At 69.6% G+C, this 17,098-nt stretch carries 15 protein-coding genes; 8 read left to right on the top strand and 7 right to left on the bottom strand.

The window, feature by feature from the left end; translation table 11 throughout:
• Nucleotides 1-37: 37 nt before the first annotated feature.
• Nucleotides 38-2,284 (bottom strand): transglycosylase domain-containing protein, encoded by a 2,247-nt coding sequence (locus GBB76_RS00430; RefSeq protein WP_152301451.1) that lies wholly within the window; start codon nt 2,282-2,284, stop codon nt 38-40.
• A gap of 186 nt (nt 2,285-2,470) precedes the next feature.
• Here GBB76_RS00430 and GBB76_RS00435 point away from each other — a divergent pair, with 186 nt between their 5' ends.
• On the top strand, nt 2,471-3,022 hold the full coding sequence (locus GBB76_RS00435; protein WP_152301452.1) for a YcgN family cysteine cluster protein: 552 nt from the start codon (nt 2,471-2,473) through the stop codon (nt 3,020-3,022).
• 27 nt (nt 3,023-3,049) lie between these two features.
• Here the strand turns inward: GBB76_RS00435 and GBB76_RS00440 are convergent, their stop codons facing one another.
• The 3 genes from GBB76_RS00440 to GBB76_RS00450 all read right to left on the bottom strand — a co-directional run bounded on the left by GBB76_RS00440 (nt 3,050) and on the right by GBB76_RS00450 (nt 6,333).
• Complete coding sequence (locus GBB76_RS00440) at nt 3,050-3,337, bottom strand: hypothetical protein (RefSeq protein WP_152301453.1); 288 nt, start codon at nt 3,335-3,337, stop codon at nt 3,050-3,052.
• Between the two features lie 88 nt (nt 3,338-3,425).
• The gene (locus GBB76_RS00445; RefSeq protein WP_152301454.1) at nt 3,426-4,562 is read right to left on the bottom strand and encodes an alpha-hydroxy acid oxidase; all 1,137 of its coding nucleotides are present in this window, start codon (nt 4,560-4,562) and stop codon (nt 3,426-3,428) included.
• A 91-nt stretch (nt 4,563-4,653) separates the two neighbouring features.
• Entirely contained in the window at nt 4,654-6,333 is a 1,680-nt protein-coding gene (locus tag GBB76_RS00450) for an L-lactate permease (protein ID WP_152301455.1), read from the bottom strand.
• 255 nt (nt 6,334-6,588) lie between these two features.
• On the opposite strand from GBB76_RS00450, the gene GBB76_RS00455 reads away from it, so the two are divergent.
• On the top strand, nt 6,589-7,326 hold the full coding sequence (locus GBB76_RS00455) for an FCD domain-containing protein (protein WP_246668986.1): 738 nt from the start codon (nt 6,589-6,591) through the stop codon (nt 7,324-7,326).
• Between the two features lie 12 nt (nt 7,327-7,338).
• Here GBB76_RS00455 and GBB76_RS00460 read toward each other — a convergent pair whose 3' ends face one another.
• Entirely contained in the window at nt 7,339-8,238 is a 900-nt protein-coding gene (locus tag GBB76_RS00460) for a DMT family transporter (protein ID WP_152301457.1), read from the bottom strand.
• Nucleotides 8,239-8,551: 313 nt separating this feature from the next.
• Between GBB76_RS00460 and GBB76_RS00465 the strand changes: the two genes are divergently transcribed.
• Nucleotides 8,552-9,685, top strand: a complete 1,134-nt coding sequence (locus GBB76_RS00465; RefSeq protein WP_152301458.1) for a helix-turn-helix transcriptional regulator — start codon at nt 8,552-8,554, stop codon at nt 9,683-9,685.
• Nucleotides 9,686-9,715: 30 nt separating this feature from the next.
• Here the strand turns inward: GBB76_RS00465 and dcd are convergent, their stop codons facing one another.
• Nucleotides 9,716-10,273, bottom strand: coding sequence for a dCTP deaminase (gene dcd / locus GBB76_RS00470; RefSeq protein ID WP_152301459.1), 558 nt, complete (start codon nt 10,271-10,273; stop codon nt 9,716-9,718).
• Nucleotides 10,274-10,518: 245 nt separating this feature from the next.
• On the opposite strand from dcd, the gene GBB76_RS00475 reads away from it, so the two are divergent.
• Complete coding sequence (locus GBB76_RS00475; protein ID WP_152301460.1) at nt 10,519-11,085, top strand: NADPH-dependent FMN reductase; 567 nt, start codon at nt 10,519-10,521, stop codon at nt 11,083-11,085.
• An 80-nt stretch (nt 11,086-11,165) separates the two neighbouring features.
• Nucleotides 11,166-12,734, top strand: coding sequence for a serine hydrolase (locus GBB76_RS00480; protein ID WP_152301461.1), 1,569 nt, complete (start codon nt 11,166-11,168; stop codon nt 12,732-12,734).
• 246 nt (nt 12,735-12,980) lie between these two features.
• Here the strand turns inward: GBB76_RS00480 and GBB76_RS00485 are convergent, their stop codons facing one another.
• Nucleotides 12,981-13,502, bottom strand: a complete 522-nt coding sequence (locus tag GBB76_RS00485) for a hypothetical protein (protein ID WP_152301462.1) — start codon at nt 13,500-13,502, stop codon at nt 12,981-12,983.
• A 383-nt stretch (nt 13,503-13,885) separates the two neighbouring features.
• On the opposite strand from GBB76_RS00485, the gene GBB76_RS00490 reads away from it, so the two are divergent.
• The 3 genes from GBB76_RS00490 (at nt 13,886) to GBB76_RS00500 (ending at nt 17,037) form a co-directional block, all read left to right on the top strand.
• Entirely contained in the window at nt 13,886-14,455 is a 570-nt protein-coding gene (locus tag GBB76_RS00490; protein ID WP_152301463.1) for a hypothetical protein, read from the top strand.
• Nucleotides 14,421-15,743 (top strand): DNA-packaging protein, encoded by a 1,323-nt coding sequence (locus tag GBB76_RS00495; RefSeq protein ID WP_152301464.1) that lies wholly within the window; start codon nt 14,421-14,423, stop codon nt 15,741-15,743. The genes GBB76_RS00490 and GBB76_RS00495 overlap by 35 nt, the downstream gene beginning before the upstream one ends.
• 133 nt (nt 15,744-15,876) lie before the next feature.
• Nucleotides 15,877-17,037: a phage portal protein gene (locus GBB76_RS00500; protein WP_152301465.1), complete on the top strand. Its 1,161-nt coding sequence runs from the start codon at nt 15,877-15,879 to the stop codon at nt 17,035-17,037.
• The last annotated feature ends 61 nt before the right edge of the window (nt 17,038-17,098 follow it).

Below are 17,098 nucleotides of genomic sequence, written 5' to 3' on the forward strand. Positions count from 1 at the left end.
ATGGGCGCAAGCGGGGGCAAGGTCAATCGCGGCGGGGTCAGTTGTTTCCGGTGAGGGCGATTCCGGTCGTCGATGCCGGGTCGGCGGCGGCGGTGGGGCGGCGCGCCGGCTGGGCGGCGGCCTCGCGCAGGCGGGCGGAGAGCGCCATCAACCGCTCGGCGGCGGCCGGGCTCAACGTCACCGGGCGCTGCACGCCCTCGATCTGGAGGGCCGAGGCCTGCGCCGCCGCGCCGTCGAGCACGGGAGGCGGCTGGTTGCCGAGCCCCGGCGTCGGCTTGATCTCGATGCCCTGATGGGCGAAGGCCATCACCTTCTGCCACGTCATCGCCGGCAGCGACCCGCCGGTCATCCGGCGGGTCGAGGCGTAGTCGTCATTGCCGAACCAGATCGCCCCTACGTAATTACCGGTAAATCCAACAAACCAGGCGTCGCGATAGGCGTTGGTGGTGCCCGTCTTGCCGGACACCTTGGTGCCCGGGATCATGGCGCGCCGGCCGGTGCCGTTCTCGACCACGCTGTTCAGCATCGGGTTGATCATGGCGATGATGTTGGGCGGAATCACCTGATGCGGCTTGGGGCCGTTCTGGGCGAAGCTCCAGACCGGCTCGCCCGCCGGGGTGCGCATCTCGACCACGGCGTGCGGATCGACCGAATAGCCGCCGGAGGCGAACACGGCGTAGCCGGTGGCCTGATCGAGCACCGTCACCTCCGCCGCGCCGAGCGGCAGCGCGCGGGTGATCTTGAGCTCGCTCTTCACGCCCATGGCGTGGGCGAGGTCGACGATGCGCCCGCGCCCGATGGATTCGGCGAGCTTGACCGCCACCGTGTTGAGCGAGCGGGTCAGCGCGGTCATCATCGTGATCGAGCCGGCATAGGAGCGCCCGTAATTCTGCGGGCACCAGTTGCCGATGCAGATCGGACCGTCGACGACGATGGTCTGCGGGTTGTAGCGCCCGGTCATCAGCGCCGCCGTGTAGACATAGGGCTTGAAGGACGAGCCGGGCTGGCGCAGCGCGTCGGTGGCGCGGTTGAACTGGCTCTCGCCATAGTCGCGCCCGCCCACCATGGCGCGCACGGCGCCGTTCGGCTCCATCACCACCATGGCCGACTGGCTGGCGCCGTAATCCTTGCCGAACTGGCGCAGGCTGTCGCGGATGGCGGTGTCGGCGGCCTTCTGGATGTTGGGATCGAGCGCCGTGCGCACGATGAAGGAGCGCTCGGCGAAGTCCTTCGGCAGCTTGTCGACGATGCGCTTCACCTGCTCGAAGGCGAAGTCGAGATAGTACTCGGGCAGGTCGTCCTGCTTGCGGTCGATGGGGGTCGCCGGGTTGCGGCGGGCGCCGAACACCTGACCCTCGGTCATGAAGCCGGCATCGACGAGGTTGTCGAGCACGACGGAGGCGCGCCCGCGCGCGGCCGGCAGGTTGACGTGCGGGGCAAAGCGCGAGGGCGCCTTGAACAGGCCGGCCAGCATGGCGGCCTCGGCGAGGTTCACGTCGCGCGCCGACTTGCCGAAATAGTATTGCGAGGCTGCGTCCACGCCGAAGGCGCCGCCGCCCATATAGGCGCGGTCCAGATAGAGCTTGAGGATCTGGTTCTTGGTGAGGTGGAACTCCAGCCACAGCGCGAGGAACGCTTCCTTGATCTTGCGCTCCAGCGTGCGCTCGTTCGACAGGAACAGGTTCTTGGCGAGCTGCTGGGTGAGCGAGGAACCGCCCTGCACCACGCCGCCGGCGCGCGCGTTCGACAGCACGGCGCGGAAGGTGCCGGGAATGTCGATGCCGAAATGCTCGTAGAAGCGCCGGTCCTCGGTGGCCAGCACCGCCTTGATGAGGTGGTCGGGGAATTCTTCCAGCGGCACCGTGTCGTTGTGGCGGATGCCGCGCTCGCCGATGGTGTTGCCGTAGCGGTCGAGGAAGGTGACGGAAAGCTCGGCCCGCTTGAGCCAGTCGTCGGAGGTCTCGCGGAAGGCGGGAACGGCCAGCGCCAGCATCAGCACGGCGCCGACCGCGCCCCAGGTCATGCCCTCCGAGCCCAGCGAGATCGCCCAGCGGGCCGGGCCCTGCACGTTGAACCGCTCGGTGAAGGCGACGAAACCGTCCCACGTCGAGCGCAGGCCGACGCCGCCATTGTAGATCGACGAGTCGATCCAGGAATCGATGGCCAGAAGCGCATTGCGCACGCGCCGGCCGAACCCCGACGGCGCCGGCTTGCCCTCGGGCGCATCCTGCGGCTCGGTCGGCGGAGCGGCCTCCGTCGGATCGGTGTTCGGCGTGTCGTTCAAACCGTTGCTCCAGCGGCGTCCGGGCTGCCGCCCGATGCCTCTTCGCTCTTATAGCCGAGCCCTTGCCGCCGGACGAGGGCGGCAACAAGGCTCGCCAGAGCGAGAATGCAACGCTATCTAATCCGTGATCGTCGGTTCGTGAAGCGCGGACCGGCTCCACGATTGCGATCGGGAACCCCCCTGCCGATGCCCGACCCTTCGACCCCCGCCGAGGCGGCGCCGTTCTGGCGAACCAAGACGCTGGACGAGATGAGCCCCGCCGAGTGGGAGAGCCTGTGCGACGGCTGCGGGCGCTGCTGCCTCGTCAAGTTGCAGGACGAGGACAGCAACGCCGTCGCCTATACCGATATCGGCTGCCAGCTTCTCGACGATTTCGGCTGCCGCTGCCGCGACTATCCCAACCGGCAGGCGCAGGTGCCCGATTGCGTGCGTCTCACCCCCGAGGCGGTGCGCACGCTTGGCTGGCTGCCGCCCTCCTGCGGCTACCGGCTGGTGGCCGAGGGGCGCGACCTCTACTGGTGGCATCCGCTGGTCTCCGGCGATGCGGAAAGCGTGCATGCGGCGGGCGTCTCGGTGCGCGGCAAGGTCGCGGCGCTGGAGGACGAACTGCCTCTGGAGGATTATCTCGACCACATGGTGCGCTGGCCGGTGCGCCTGCCGCGCGGGGCCGTGCGCAAAAAAGAACTCCGCACGGGGGAGCCCCTCAAGGCCGCCCCCGCCAAAACATCGCCGCGCTAGCTGGCCGCCGCTCCCGTCCGCTCCCGCTCAGGGCGGGCCGCCGCCACCGCCATGTTCGTCGGCGAATTCGATGCCGGCCTGGGTCTGCTCGATGGCCTGCCGGATGAGCCCGATGGCCCGCTCGCGGTGACCGCCCTTGTTGGGCGTCGCCTCGCGCAGCGAGGCCAGCGCCGCGTAGAGGTCCGACAGGGCGCGTTCCATGTTGCCCTGATAGGCCGCCGCCGGCAGCGCCGGCAGGGTGGCGAAGGCCACGGCGAGGGCACCGCCGGCCGCCAATACGCCGAGGTCGCGGCGGGTCATCGATTCATCGGACATGCGATTTCTCCTGCCGTTCCCCCGGCGCGGGCACGATGCCGCGCCCGCAGGCCCGCTGCAAGAGCGTGGGGCGGCGCCCCGGCCGCGCTCACAGCTCCAGCACGCTCCTGTCGACCTTCTCGATGTCCCGGGTGCCGGTGAGCGCCATGGAGACGTCAAGCTCCTTGCGCATGATCTCGATGGCCTTGGCGACGCCGGCCTGGCCGCCGGCGGCCAGCGACCACAGGAAGGCCTTGCCCATCATGCAGCCGCGCGCGCCCAGCGCCCGCGCCTTCAGGATGTCCTGTCCCGACTGCACGCCGCCGTCGAACCAGACCTCGCTGTTGCTGCCGCCGATGGCGTCGACGATGCGCGGCAGCGCCTTGATCGAGGAGATGGCGCCGTCCAACTGGCGGCCGCCATGGTTGGAAACGACGATGGCGTCGGCGCCGGTGGCGGCGGCGATCTTCGCGTCCTCGACGTCGAGCACGCCCTTGAGGATGAGCTTGCCCGGCCAGATGGAGCGGACCCATTCGACGTCCTTCCACGACAGGGACGGGTCGAACTGGCCGGCGATCCACTGCGAGAGGGTGCTCAGGCTGTCGCTTTCCTTGCGCACCGCGAGATTGCCGAAGGAATGGCGCTTGCCCATCAGCACGCTGGCGATCCAGCGCGGCTTGGTGGCGATGTCGAGGGCGTTGGCGAGGGTGAGCTTCGGGGGAACGGCGAGGCCGTTCTTGATGTCCATGTGGCGCTGGCCCTGGATCTGCAGGTCGAGCGTCAGCACGAGGGCCGAGCATTTGGCGGCCTTGGCGCGCTCGATCAGCGATTCCGAGAACTTGCGGTCGCGCATCACGTAGAGCTGGAACCAGAAGGGCTTGTCCACCGCGCCCGCCACGTCCTCGATCGAGCAGATCGACATGGTGGAGAGGGTGAAGGGGATGCCGGCGGCCTGCGCGGCACGGCAGCCATGGATCTCGCCGTCGCCGTGGAACAGGCCGGTGAGGCCGGTCGGGGCGATGGCCAGCGGCAGGGCGACCTTCTCGCCGATCATGGTGGTGGCGGTCGAGCGCTCGGAGACGTCGATCATGACGCGCTGGCGCAGGCCGATGGCGGCAAGGTCCGCCTTGTTGGCCTTGAGCGTCGCCTCGTCATAGGAGCCCCGGTCGGCGTAGTGGAAGATCGCGCGCGGCACCTTGCGTTTGGCGATGGCGCGCAGGTCCTGGATGTTGGTGACGGCAGCCATGAGGACGTCCTTCCACGAAACCGGGACGGGCGCGGGGCGTCCGTCCCGATGCAAGAAAACCGGGGGAGGCTCTTACGCCTCCCCCGCGGGGTCAATGATGAATGACAAGGGCCGTGAACGGCCAGACATAGGCCTGCATCGTCACAAGGATACCGACCAGCACCGCCAGCGCCAGCGAGTGGAAGAACACGTAGCGAAGGATCACGCCTTCCTTGTTCAGCCAGCCGGTGGCGGTGGAGGCCACGACGATGGACTGGGCGTCGATCATCTTGCCCATCACGCCGCCCGAGGAGTTGGCCGCGGCCATCAGCGTCGGGGAGAGGCCGAGCTGCTCGGAGGTGATGCGCTGGAGACCGCCGAACAGCACGTTCGAGGCCGTGTCCGAGCCGGTGAGCGCGACGCCGAGCCAGCCCAGCAGCGTGCCGAACAGCGGGTAGAACGGGCCCGTCGTGGCGAAGGCGAGGCCGAGCGTGGCGTCCAGACCCGAGTAGCGGGTGAGGAAGCCCAGGGCGAGCATGATGGCGATGGTGGCCAGCGAGAAGCGCACCTTCCAGATCGTCCGGAGGTAGATCTTCACCAGCGCGACCGGCGAGAAGCCCATCAGCAGGCCGGCGATCACCGCCGAGGCGAAGATGCCCGAGCCGGTCATCGACAGGATGTTGAAGGTGAACACCGCCGCTTCGGGATGCGCGGTGGCGACCACCGGCGGCACCTTGAAGACGAGGTTGTGCAGGCCCTCGAACGGGATCTTCTGGATGAAGAAGCCGTCCAGCATGCCCTTCATCTGCGGGATGCCCCAGGCGAAGACGAAGACGGTCAGGATGCCCCAGGGCAGCCACGCCTTGACCAGATCGCCGGTCGAGGGGCGGGTGGTGAGGGGCGCGACCGGCTTGGCCGCCACGTCCTCGGAACCGTCGCTGCCCTTGTGGTTGCGCAGGGCGGTCGAGGTCCATTCTTTCTTCGGCTTCCACACGCGCAGGAACAGCACCAGGCAGACCATCGACACGATGGCGGCGACGACGTCCACCAGCCACGGGCCGTGGAAGTTCGACACCAGGAACTGGGGAAGGGCGAAGGAGACGCCGCAGACCAGGATCGCCGGCCAGATTTCCAGCATGCCGCGCCAGCCCGCGAACGCCCAGATCAGCCAGAACGGCACGATCAGCGAGAAGAAGGGCAGCTGGCGGCCGATCATGGCCGAGAGGTCGAGCAGGTCGAGCCCGGTGACGGCCGCGAGCGCCACTACCGGAGTACCGAGGGCGCCGTAGGCGACGGGGGCGGTGTTGGCGATCAGCGACAGGCCGGAGGCGGCGAGCGGCGAGAAGCCGAGGCCGATCAGCAGCGCCGCCGTCACCGCGACCGGGGTGCCGAAGCCCGCCGCGCCCTCGAAGAAGGCGCCGAAGGAGAAGGCGATCAGCAGCAGCTGGAGGCGGCGGTCGCCGGTGATGCCGGCGATGGAGTGCTGCAGCGTGGTGAACGAGCCATTGGCCTCGGTCAACTGATGCAGGAAGATGATATTGAGAACGATCCAGCCGATCGGCATAAGGCCGTAGGCGGCGCCGTAACCGGCGGCAAGGCCGGCCTTGTCGGCGGGCATGCCGAAGACGAAGACGGCGATGACGAACGCGGCGACGAGGCCGGCGAAGGCGGCCACATGCGCCTTCATGTGGAGGAAGCCGAGGCCGACGAGCATGACGACGATCGGGATGGCGGCAAGAAGTGTCGACAGCGCCATGCTGCCGAACGGATCGTATACTTGGTTCCAGGTCACGGGCGTTTCTCCGGGGAAGACGTGTCTGCCGGGTTGACCCCGTTTTTTGCCGGATTGGGCCCGGTCTCTGCCGCGCCAGTCCTCCTTCTGGTAAGGAGGTCACAAGGAAGTTCTGCTTGGTAAGTTTGCCTTACCATTCAAGTCAATTGGTACGAAGATACGACTTTCGTGTTAATTACGTAGCGGAATGGAAAAAAATTCCGTAGGAAAAACAAAGGGGAGGCTGGTTCCTTGGAGCGCCTGCGAACACCAAAATTGGCGGAAGCCATCGCCGAGCATATTGAGAGACTGATCCTCGAAGGCGTGCTGCGCCCCGGCGAGAAGCTCGCCAGCGAGCGCGATCTGGCCGAGCGCCTCGACGTCTCGCGTCCCTCGCTGCGCGACGCGCTGGAGATTCTGGAGGGGCGGGGACTGCTGGCGACCAGCCGCGAGGGCACCCGCGTCACCCAGTTCCTGTCGGGCCTGACCGAGCCGCTCGCCGGGCTGCTGCAATCGAACGAGCAGGTGACGGCCGACTATTTCGAATACCGCGCGGCGGTGGAGCGCACGGCGGCGGGGCTGGCGGCGGTGCGCGCCACCGAGCCCGAGCGGCAGGCGATCCGCGACTGCCTCGCCGAGATGGAGGCCGCCCATCAGGTCCGGGACGCCGACCGCGAGGCCGAGGCGGATATCGAGCTGCACCGGCTCGTCTACGCCGCCTCGCACAACCTCGTCATCCTGCACGTGATGCGGGCCTTCTCGGAGATGCTGCGGCGGGACATCTTCTTCAACCGCACCTCGCTGTTCGAGCTGGCCGCCTTCCGCGACGCGCTGCTGGAGCAGCACCGGGCGATCGGCGAGGCGGTGGTGGCGGGCGACGCGCCGGTGGCCGAGAAGGCGACGCACGACCACCTCACCTTCGTCAACGACACGGTGGAGCGCACGCGGCGCGATGCCGCCCGGGTCGATCTCGCGGTGCGCCGGCTCACCCGCTCGACGCTGCTGGGGGGCTGAGCGGGGCGGGCCTCAGGCGCCGGGGCGCTCGGCCACGGCATCCGCCCGGCCGACCCGGATGACGCCGAGCACCAGCGCGCAGCCGACGCCGATCACCGCCGCGCCGGCGACCTGCGGCAGCGACAGCGGCTCGTCGAGCAGCAGCGTGCCGATCGTCACCGCGACGGCGGTCACGGCGAACTCGACGCTGATGGCCCGGGTCGGGCCGATGGAGGCGATGAGGCCGAAATAGGCGACATAGGTCATCGCGCTCATCAGCGTGCCGGCGATCAGCAGCATGAGATAGTCGTGCAGCACCGGCACGGTCGGGATCGGCACGATGGCGAGCAGCGGCAGCGTCAGCAGCCCGCCGGACAGGAAGGCGCCGATGGTGACTTCCCACGAACCCGCGCTGGACAGGCGGCGGCCGGCATAGACGCTGCCGAAGGCCGCCGACAGGGTGGAGGCGATGGTGGCGGCGCAGCCAATGAGGAAGTCGTGCGTCACCGGCCGCGCCGGGAAGCCGACCAGCAGCACCACGCCCACCATGCCGAGGCCGATGCCGAGGAGCCCGCCGGGGCGGATCGGCTCGACACGCCAGAGCCGGGCGATCAGCATCGAGAACAGCGGGATGGTGGCGACCAGGATCGCCGACATGGCGGTGCCGATGCGCGGCAGGCCGTAGGAGATCAGGGTGAGCTGCGCCGCCACGGTGAAGGCGCCGACCACTATCAGCGGCCAGATGCCGAAGCTGAAATCGAGCCGGCGGCCGATGAGCCGGGCGGCGACGAACAGCGTACCGGCGGCGAGGAAGGAGCGCAGCGCCACCGAGCCGGCCCAGCCGAAGGCATGGATGATGTGGGTCATCACCACGAAGGACGCCCCCCAGGTGATCGCCAGGAAGACGTAGGCGGCGATGTCTCTGGGGGTCATGCGTGGGCACCGAGGAGCAGGACGCGGCTCAACCCGGCCGGATCACGCGCGGAACCTAGCGGCCCGCCGGCTTCTGTCAATCGGGCCGTGCGGGGAGGGGACGCGGTGCGCCGCCGCTCCGCCCGTCCGCCCGCCCGTCCGCCGGCATAGCGTCATCTCCCGACCTTTACCCGGGCACCATGTGCCGGACATGGCGGAAAACGTGCAGACAAGCCGTTTCCGGCTGTCATAATCCGTCCGCTCCCCTGTACAGGCGAGATAAACGGGGACTAGGCTCGGCTTCCACTTCGTGTTTCCCAAGGGGAGATGCGTGATGCGTGACGAACGCGTGCGGTCGGCCCTCGACCGTTGCTACGACGCGGTGGTGATGCCGTCGCTGTGGGCGGATGCGCTGCAGGACCTGGCGTCGGCGTTCGGCGCCGCCGCGATGATGTTCTATCCCTACCAGAAGAACCTCGATTCACCCGATCCGCGCGATCCCAAGCGAAGCTTCACCAAGGTCCCGATCTCCCACGAATATCAGGAGCTGATCGAGGAATACGAGAAGCACAAATGGTACCTCAACCACTACCGGGCCGAGCGCGGGCTGCCGCTGATGATCGCCGGGCAGGCGGTGGTCATCGAGCAGCAGCTCGCCACCGACGAGGAACGCCGCACCTCCCGCCACTACAATGATTTCTACCTGCGTCGCGGCTTTCCCGGCTACGCCATGATCAACGTGCCGATGCTCGACCAGAACTGGTGCATCCCCATGCTGCGGGCGCGCGGGCAGGAACATTTCAGCCCGCAGGAGGCGCGCTATGTCGGCCGCTACGCGGCGCAGTTCCGGCGCCTGATCACTCTCTCGGACAAGCTGGAGATCGAGAAGGGGCGCGCGGCAATGACCGGGCTCGGCGCCCTCAACGCGCCGGCGGCGCTGATCGACTGGCGCGGCTGCGTGCACTCGCTGAACCCGGCCGCCGAGGCGCTGCTCGGCCCCGATCTCAAGCTGGTGCGCGGCGTGCTGGCGGCGACGCACGCGGCCAGCCACCACGCGCTGCAGGCGATGATCCGCAACGCGCTGCGCGAGGAGCGGACGGCGGTCGAGCGGATGCGTCCGTCCTCGCTGATCCTGCGGCAGCAGGGGCGCCCGATCCTCGCCGAGGTGCTGCCGCTGTCCGGCATCTTCCTCGACATGTTCGACCGCGCCCATGTGCTGCTGCTGCTCACCGATCTGGACCGTTTTCCCGCCCCGCGCGAGGAAAGGCTGCGGCTGGGCTTCGCGCTGACCGCCTCGGAGGCGCGGCTGGCGGCGCGGATCGCCGCCGGGACGGATCTGCGCGAGGCAGCCGCCGCGCTCGGCATCACCTACGACACCGCCCGCGTGCAGCTTCGCGCGGTGTTCCAGAAGACCGGCACGCACCGGCAGGGGGAACTGGTGGCGCTGCTCTCGCGCCTCGCCCATTGAGGGCCTCCGGCCCGGCGGGTGCGGGAAGCCTCAGCCGGCGGCGCGCTGGCCGGCGAACTGGCCGCCATAGCCGCGCTGGGGCACGCCGAGCGTCTGCTCGAGAATGAGCTGGCACACCTTCATGCCCGCCCGCAGGCGGATCGGGCGCGGCCCGAGATTGATGATTTCGAGCTGGATGCGTCCCGTCGAGCCGGCATGGATGGTGGGGGCGGTGAGGTGGACGATGAGGCCGATGCGCGCCAGCGAGCTTTTGCCCTCGACGCGGGCGGCAAGGCGCGCCCCGGGGCGCAGGTCCACCCGCTCCAGCGTCCAGCCGAGCACCAGCCGGCCGGGATCGAGCACGAAGCCGGCCTCGCCGATCTCGATATCGTCGGCCATGCGGGTGATGGCCTCGCGGAAGGAATAGCCCGGCCCGGCCGGGTCGATCACCGGGTCCTCGTCCTCGGCCGGGTCGCGGTAGAGGGTGAGGCGGGTGTCGAGGCGCAGATCCACCCCGTTCGGCGCGTAGAACTCGGCCGGCGGCGGCGGCTCGATGGCGACCGAGCCTTCGGCGATGGCGTCGAGAATGTCGCGGTCGGTCAGGATCAAGGCGGGCTCACTCGCGGGATCGGGCGCAACATCTGGATCGGTAACATGGTTTTCCGGCAGGGGAAACGGCGCGGGCATGCCGTCGCCCGGTTGAGCAGGGTTTGCGCGCAACCGGACGGAGGGGCATGCAACAAAAACAGTGCAATCCTGCAATGATTTGGGCTTGAGCATTCCGCGCGCGGGAACGAGGTTAGGCGCCGAGCCGGCCGCCCCCTTCCGGGCGCCGCAACCGGAGTCCCCCAGAGATGACCGACCGCCCCTCGCTTCTCGCCATTTCCGGCAGCCTGCGCGCCGGCGCCTTTTCGACCGCCGTGGCGAAGGCCCTGAAGGAAGCCGCCGCCGCCAAGGCCGACGTCACCGTGCAGCTTCTCAACGACGTTCCCTTCTACAACCAGGACGAGGACGGCGAGACCCAGCCGGCCGGGGCGGCGGCGCTGCGCGCGGCGATGGCGGCGGCGGACGGGGTGATTTTCATCTCGCCGGAATATAATTACGGCACCTCCGGCGCGCTGAAGAACGCCATCGACTGGGGCTCGCGCCCCTATGCCAAGGGCGCGCTGCTCGGCAAGCCGGCGCTGGTGGTCACCTCCTCGCCGGGCTCGACCGGCGGCATCCGTGCACAGGCGCAGGTGCGTGAATCGCTCTCCGCCGCCGGCGCGCGGGTGGTCTCCTATCCGCACCTCGCCATTCCCAATGTCGGCGAGAAGATCAAGGACGGCATCTTCGCCGACGAGAAGACGCGCGGCTTCCTTGTCGGCGGCGTCGAGGCGCTGCTGCGGGAAATCCGCCTGCTCAAGCTCGCCGCCGGCTGAGGCCGACTGTCCCGCCGGGCGGGGGCTTGAGCCTGCCGCCCGGCCGGTCACTATGGGCGCCCCCGCACCCGGAGCGCGCCATGACCCGCACCCGCACCCGATCCCGCACCCTTTCCCGTCTGGTCCCGCTGCTGGCCGGCGCGGTCCTCGCCGCCGGACCCGCCCGGGCGGAGCCGGTATCCCGTGCGCCGGTATCCCGGGCGCAGGTGGAGGCGGCGCTGCCCGCGCTCGACGCGCAGGCGGCGAAGGCGGTGGCCGACGGCCTCGTGCCGGGGCTCGCCATCGCTGTCGTTCAGGGCGATGCGGTGGTGTTCGCCAAAGGCTACGGCGTGCGCGAGGAAGGCAAGCCCGGCGCGGTCGACGCTGACACGGTGTTCCAGCTCGCCTCCTTCTCCAAGCCGATCACCGCCACCGTGGTCGCCGCGCTGGTCGGCGACAAGCTGCTGGACTGGGACACGCCGGTCGCGGCGCTCAACCCCTCCTTCCAGCTCAGGGACGCCTACCCGACCCAGCAGGTGAGCGTGCGCGACCTGCTCGCCCATCGCTCCGGCCTGCCCGGGGACGCCGGCAACGAGCTGGAGGCGCTGGGCTATGACCGCGCCACGATCCTCGCGCGGCTGCGCCTAGTGCCGCCTTCGTCGAGCTTCCGGGCCGGCTATTCCTATTCGAATTTCGGCTTCACCGCCGGGGCGGTGGCCGCCGCCGCGCCGACCGGCAAGCCGTGGGAGGAGGTGGCGAAGGAGAAGCTGTTCGCCCCGCTCGGCATGGCCTCCACCTCGGCGCGCCACGCCGATTTCATCGCCCATGAGAACCGCGCCGAGCTGCACATAGGCGGGCCCGGCCACTGGGCGGCGAAGCTGAAGCGCCAGCCGGACGCGCAGGCGCCGGCGGGCGGGGTCTCCTCCAACGCCCGCGACCTCGCGCAATGGCTGCGGCTGGAACTGGCCGGCGGCATGTTCGACGGCCGCCGGCTGATCCCGGAGGCCGCGCTGGCGGCGACGCACCAGCCGGTGATGGCGCGCGGCGCCAACCCGGTGACGGGCGCCGCCTCCTTCTACGCGCTGGGCTGGAACGTGGAATATGGACGCCACGGGGTGAGCTGGGGCCATGCCGGCGCCTTCAGCGTCGGCGCCCGCACGCTGGTGACGATCTACCCCGAGGCGGATATCGCCATCGTGGTGCTGGCCAATGCCTTCCCGACCGGGGTGCCGGAAGGGCTGGCCGACAACTTCTTCGACCGCGTGTTCGACGGCAAACCGGGCACGGACTGGATGGGGCCGTGGAACGCCGCCTATGAGGGGATGTTCGCCCCCGCCATGGCGGCGGCGAAGGCGCGCTTCGCCCCGCCCGCCGCGCCGCTGCCGGCGGCGCCGCTCGCCGCCTATCAGGGCCGCTATGCCAATGCCTATGTCGGCGGGGCGCAAGTGGCGGCGGCGGGCGAAGGGCTGGAACTGCGGCTTGGCCCGGACGGGCAGGCGCGCTTCCCGCTCACCCATGTCAACCGCGACGTCTTCCTCTACTACCCCGCGCCGGAGCTTCCCGACCTGCCCTCCGCCGCCACCTTCACCCTCGGCCCGGACGGCACGGCGGGCGCGCTGACGCTGGAGGATTTCGACGGCTTCGGGCTGGGAACGCTGACGCGGGAGTGAGGGGGCGACAGCGTGGGCGCGCTCCGCCGCCTTTGCCCAGAGTCGACGAGTGGGCGAAAATCCCAAACTAGGAAAATAGTCGCAATCGTGCACGTAATAAGGCAGACTTCGAAGTGGTAGGTGATTCGGGACAGGCCGGCGCGGAGGTTGAGTTGACGGAAGAGGGCTACGCCACCCTGCGCCTTATTATGCGCAAATGGATCACTGCCAACATTGGCGCCATAGATGAGGGTGGCGATGGGGACATTAAGTCCCTTGCTGCCCAAATCGACCCGCTTTGGCATAGTCCTCGATATCGTCGCCAGAGATATTGAGAGCATCCGCTGCAGCTAGATGGAGTCGGCGAAATTCCAGGAAATGCTCGTGGAATTGAGCGGCTGTAAACTCCGCCCGGCTGACTCGGTAGCGGTCCTTGATATCTCGCTTGATGAAGGCGAAGTTTGAATAGTCGTCCTCTGTAGCTGGAGTGCCGTGCACAAGCGCATTGCGGCGCGCATGATTGATGAGCGCCTTGACCGGCTCGATCTTGGATTGCTCTCCAGCCTCAACTAGGAGGCTGTACAGGATGGAGGGCTTGTTGCCGAAGCTTAGCCCGCCGAGCACAATCGATGCCGCTAGTGGCTTCATCTCCGCCAGGCGAGCGATGGCAATCTCTAGGACGATCTCGAACTCGCTCCAGAGGGTCATGAACGCGCCGAAATCGTGTAGAAGCTGCGTTCGGTTTTCGACTCCGATTTGATCAGGCAAGTCAGATGGAAGCGTCACCATGTCAGATGCCCCTAGCGACGATGCAAAATTTCAGGAGACGGTGAAGCGGCCTCTACAGACGCCGCCGAACCCTACCATTCGGCCAACGCTATGCTTCCAGATACTCGCGGGCCTTATCGGCCCCTTGGAAGATCGGATTGTCGAGGTTGATCATGGGCTTGGCTCCTATATTGCCAACCTATCACACGGCCCTGCTTTGTCACGTATATAATTAGGAAAATAGTCCTTGACAGCGTGACGCTGGCGGGGTAGGTTTTCTTCATGCTCCACAACTGCGTCGGAAGGCCGTGAGGTCACGATGCCCCGAGGCCCCCGCAGGGGCGTCGTTTCGGCCGGCCTTCGCGCCGGCTTTTTCGTTTCCGGGTTCGATCTGCGGAGGTGGAATGTCGGTTCCCCGCAAGAGCGTTACGCCCGAGGCGGCCGCCATGGCGCGCCACCTCTATGAACAGACGAATGTGCCCTTGCGCGACATCGCCGTCCTGCTCGGCATCGGTGTGACGACGCTGGTCCAGCGGGCGAAGCGGTGGCAATGGACGCCGCGCTCGCAACGCGTGCCGACCGCGCCGCCGCCGCCCACTTCCCTCGCGCCGGCCCCGCCGGCCGGGGGCGGGGAAGCCCAAGGCGAGGGCGCGGCTGGCGAAGGAGCGACAGCATTGTCGCGAAGCGCGCTGATCGGGCGGCTGATCCACCGCATCGAGGCCGAGATCGCCGCCATCGAGCGGCTGATCGGGCTCGGCGGGGGCGCGACCGTGACGCCGGAGGCGAGCCCGGCCGATGCCGAGCGCGCCGCGCGCACGCTCGCCGTGCTGGTGCGGGCGCTGCGCGAGCTGGCCGTGCTGGAAAAGCAGGCGCCGGACGGGGACGAGGATGAAGCCAGCCGCGATGCCGACGCCTTCCGACGCGAGCTTGGCGCGACGCTTGAGCGCGTGCTGGCGGGCGGGGAAGCTGCCTGAGGCGCTGGCCGCGCTCGACGCGCCGACGCTGGACTGGCTGCGCCACCACTGGCCGCTGATCGGCCGCGCCTCGCAGCAGCCGCCGGAAACGGCGCCGGGCGGCGGCGACTGGCTGACCTGGCTGCTGCTCGGCGGGCGCGGTGCCGGCAAGACGCGGGCGGGCGCGGAATGGGTGCGCGCCCTCGTCTTCGGGCGGGCGGGCCCGCCGGCCGGGCGCATCGCGCTGGTGGCGGAAAGCCTTGGCGATGTGCGCGAGGTGATGGTGGAGGGCGTCTCCGGCCTCCTCTCCGTGCATCCGTGTGCCGAGCGCCCGAGCTGGGAGCCGACCCGGCGCCGGCTGCAATGGCCGAACGGGGCGGTGGCGCAGGGCTTTTCCGCCGACGACCCCGAAAGTTTGCGCGGCCCGCAATTCGACGCCGCCTGGTGCGACGAGCTGGCCAAGTGGCGCTACGCGCAGGCGGCCTTCGACATGCTGCAATTCGGCCTGCGGCTCGGCGCCCGTCCGCGCCAGATGGTGACGACGACCCCGCGCCCGACCGCGCTCATCCGCGCGCTGCTCGCCGATCCGCGCACGGCGGTGACGCGGATGGCGACGGCCGAGAACGCCGCGCATCTGGCCCCTCCCTTCCTCGCCACCGTGGTCGGCCGCTATGCCGGCACAAGGCTCGGCCGGCAGGAACTCGACGGCGAACTGGTCGAGGACCGGGCCGACGCGCTGTGGAGCCGGGCGGCGCTGGAGGCGGGACGCGAGAGCGCGGCGCCGGAGCTGCGGCGCCAGATGGTGCGCCTCGTGGTGGCGGTCGACCCGCCGGCCTCCTCGGGCAAGCGGGCCGATGCCTGCGGGCTCGTCGCGGCGGGGATCGACGCGGCGGGCATCGTCCACGTGCTGGCCGACGAGAGCGCGCAGGGGCTGACGCCCACGGGCTGGGGCGCGCGGGCGGTGGGCCTGTTCCACCGGCTCGACGCCGACCGCGTGGTGGTGGAGGTGAACCAGGGCGGCGAGATGGTGAAGACCATTCTGGCCGGCATCGACCCCGCTGTCCCGGTCGCCGAGGTGCGGGCGACGCGCGGAAAATGGCTGCGCGCCGAGCCGGTGGCCGCGCTCTACGAGCAGGGACGGGTGCGCCATGCCGGCGCCTTTCCCGCGCTGGAGGACGAGATGTGCGACTTCGCGCCGGAGGGACTTTCGGGCAGGCGCTCGCCCGACCGGCTCGACGCGCTGGTCTGGGCGGTGACGGCGCTGGCCCTCGGCCCCCGCGAGACCGCGCCGCGGGTGAGAAGGGTGTGAGGGGGCGCTCCAACAGTCGTCATCCCGGCCGAAGCGAAGCGGAGCGCCGGGATCGTTCCCCGTCCTGCACGCGATCCCGGATCGGCCTGCGGCCGTCCGGGATGACGGACTTGTTTCCAACCGGAGCCCTTCGATGAAGCTCTTTCCCTTCTCCCTCGGCCGCCGCGCCGCCCCGCCCGAGGCCAAGGCGTCGCGGGCGCAGGCGCTGGTGGCGCTGCTGGCGGGCCAGCGGCCACAATGGACGCCGCGCGACTATGGCGCGCTGGCCCGCGAGGGCTACCAGCGCAACGCCATCGCCCATCGCTGCGTGCGGCTGATCGCGCAGAGCGTCGGCGAGGTGCGCTTCGTGCTCGCCGAGGAGGGGCGCGAGATCCCCGCCCATCCGCTGCTGGACCTGCTCGCCCGGCCCAATGGGCGCCTCAGCGGCACGGGTCTCATGGAGGCGCTGGCGAGCCATCTGATGATCGCCGGCAACGGCTATGTGGAGGCGGTGGCGCTGGGCGGAGTGCCGCGCGAGCTGCACGTGCTGCGCCCCGACCGCATGCGCGTCGTGCCGGGGGCGGATGGCTGGGCGCAGGCCTATGACTACACGGCCGGCGGGCGCACCGTGCGCTTCGCGCAGGACGGCGTGCCGCCGCCCATCCTCCATGTCGGCCTGTTCAACCCGCTCGACGACCATTACGGCGCCCCGCCGCTGGAGGCGGCGCAGGTGGCGCTCGACCTGCACAACGCCGCCGGCGCCTGGAACAAGGCACTGATCGACAATGCCGCCCGCCCTTCCGGCGCGCTGGTCTATGGCGGGGCGGGCAACCTCTCCGACGAGCAGTTCGACCGGCTGAAGGAGGAGCTGGAGGCGAATTTCGCCGGCGCCGCCAATGCCGGGCGCCCGCTGCTGCTGGAAGGCGGGCTCGACTGGCGCCCGCTCTCGCTCACGCCGAAGGAGATGGATTTCCTCGAGGCGAAGAACGCGGCGGCGCGCGAGATCGCGCTGGCCTTCGGCGTGCCGCCCATGCTGCTCGGCATTCCCGGCGACGCCACCTATGCCAATTACGCCGAGGCGAGCCGGGTGCTGTGGCGCCAGACCGTGCTGCCGCTGGCACGCCGGCTGGGGCAGGACCTGTGCCACTGGCTCGCCCCCGCCTTCGGCACCGCCCGGCTGGACTTTGAGCCCGACCTCGACGCGGTGGAAGCGCTGCATGGCGAGCGCGAGGCGCTGTGGCGCCGGGTGAACGAGGCGAGCTTCCTCACCGAGGACGAGAAGCGCCAGGCGGTGGGCTACGGGGTGCGGGGGTAGGGGCCCGCCGGAGCGGCACACCCATCCTCCCCTCATGGCCGGGCTTGACCCGGCCACCCAG

The sequence above is a fragment of the Ancylobacter sp. TS-1 genome (genome assembly GCF_009223885.1).
Taxonomy (GTDB): domain Bacteria; phylum Pseudomonadota; class Alphaproteobacteria; order Rhizobiales; family Xanthobacteraceae; genus Ancylobacter.

Coding starts and splice junctions, on each gene's coding strand:
- GBB76_RS00460 (WP_152301457.1), bottom strand. CDS start 8,238: ATGACCCCCAGAGACATCGCCGCCTACGTCTTCCTGGCGATCACCTGG.
- GBB76_RS00475 (WP_152301460.1), top strand. CDS start 10,519: ATGACCGACCGCCCCTCGCTTCTCGCCATTTCCGGCAGCCTGCGCGCC.
- GBB76_RS00465 (WP_152301458.1), top strand. CDS start 8,552: ATGCGTGACGAACGCGTGCGGTCGGCCCTCGACCGTTGCTACGACGCG.
- GBB76_RS00480 (WP_152301461.1), top strand. CDS start 11,166: ATGACCCGCACCCGCACCCGATCCCGCACCCTTTCCCGTCTGGTCCCG.
- GBB76_RS00490 (WP_152301463.1), top strand. CDS start 13,886: ATGTCGGTTCCCCGCAAGAGCGTTACGCCCGAGGCGGCCGCCATGGCG.
- GBB76_RS00500 (WP_152301465.1), top strand. CDS start 15,877: ATGAAGCTCTTTCCCTTCTCCCTCGGCCGCCGCGCCGCCCCGCCCGAG.
- GBB76_RS00485 (WP_152301462.1), bottom strand. CDS start 13,502: ATGGTGACGCTTCCATCTGACTTGCCTGATCAAATCGGAGTCGAAAAC.
- GBB76_RS00435 (WP_152301452.1), top strand. CDS start 2,471: ATGCCCGACCCTTCGACCCCCGCCGAGGCGGCGCCGTTCTGGCGAACC.
- GBB76_RS00440 (WP_152301453.1), bottom strand. CDS start 3,337: ATGTCCGATGAATCGATGACCCGCCGCGACCTCGGCGTATTGGCGGCC.
- GBB76_RS00445 (WP_152301454.1), bottom strand. CDS start 4,562: ATGGCTGCCGTCACCAACATCCAGGACCTGCGCGCCATCGCCAAACGC.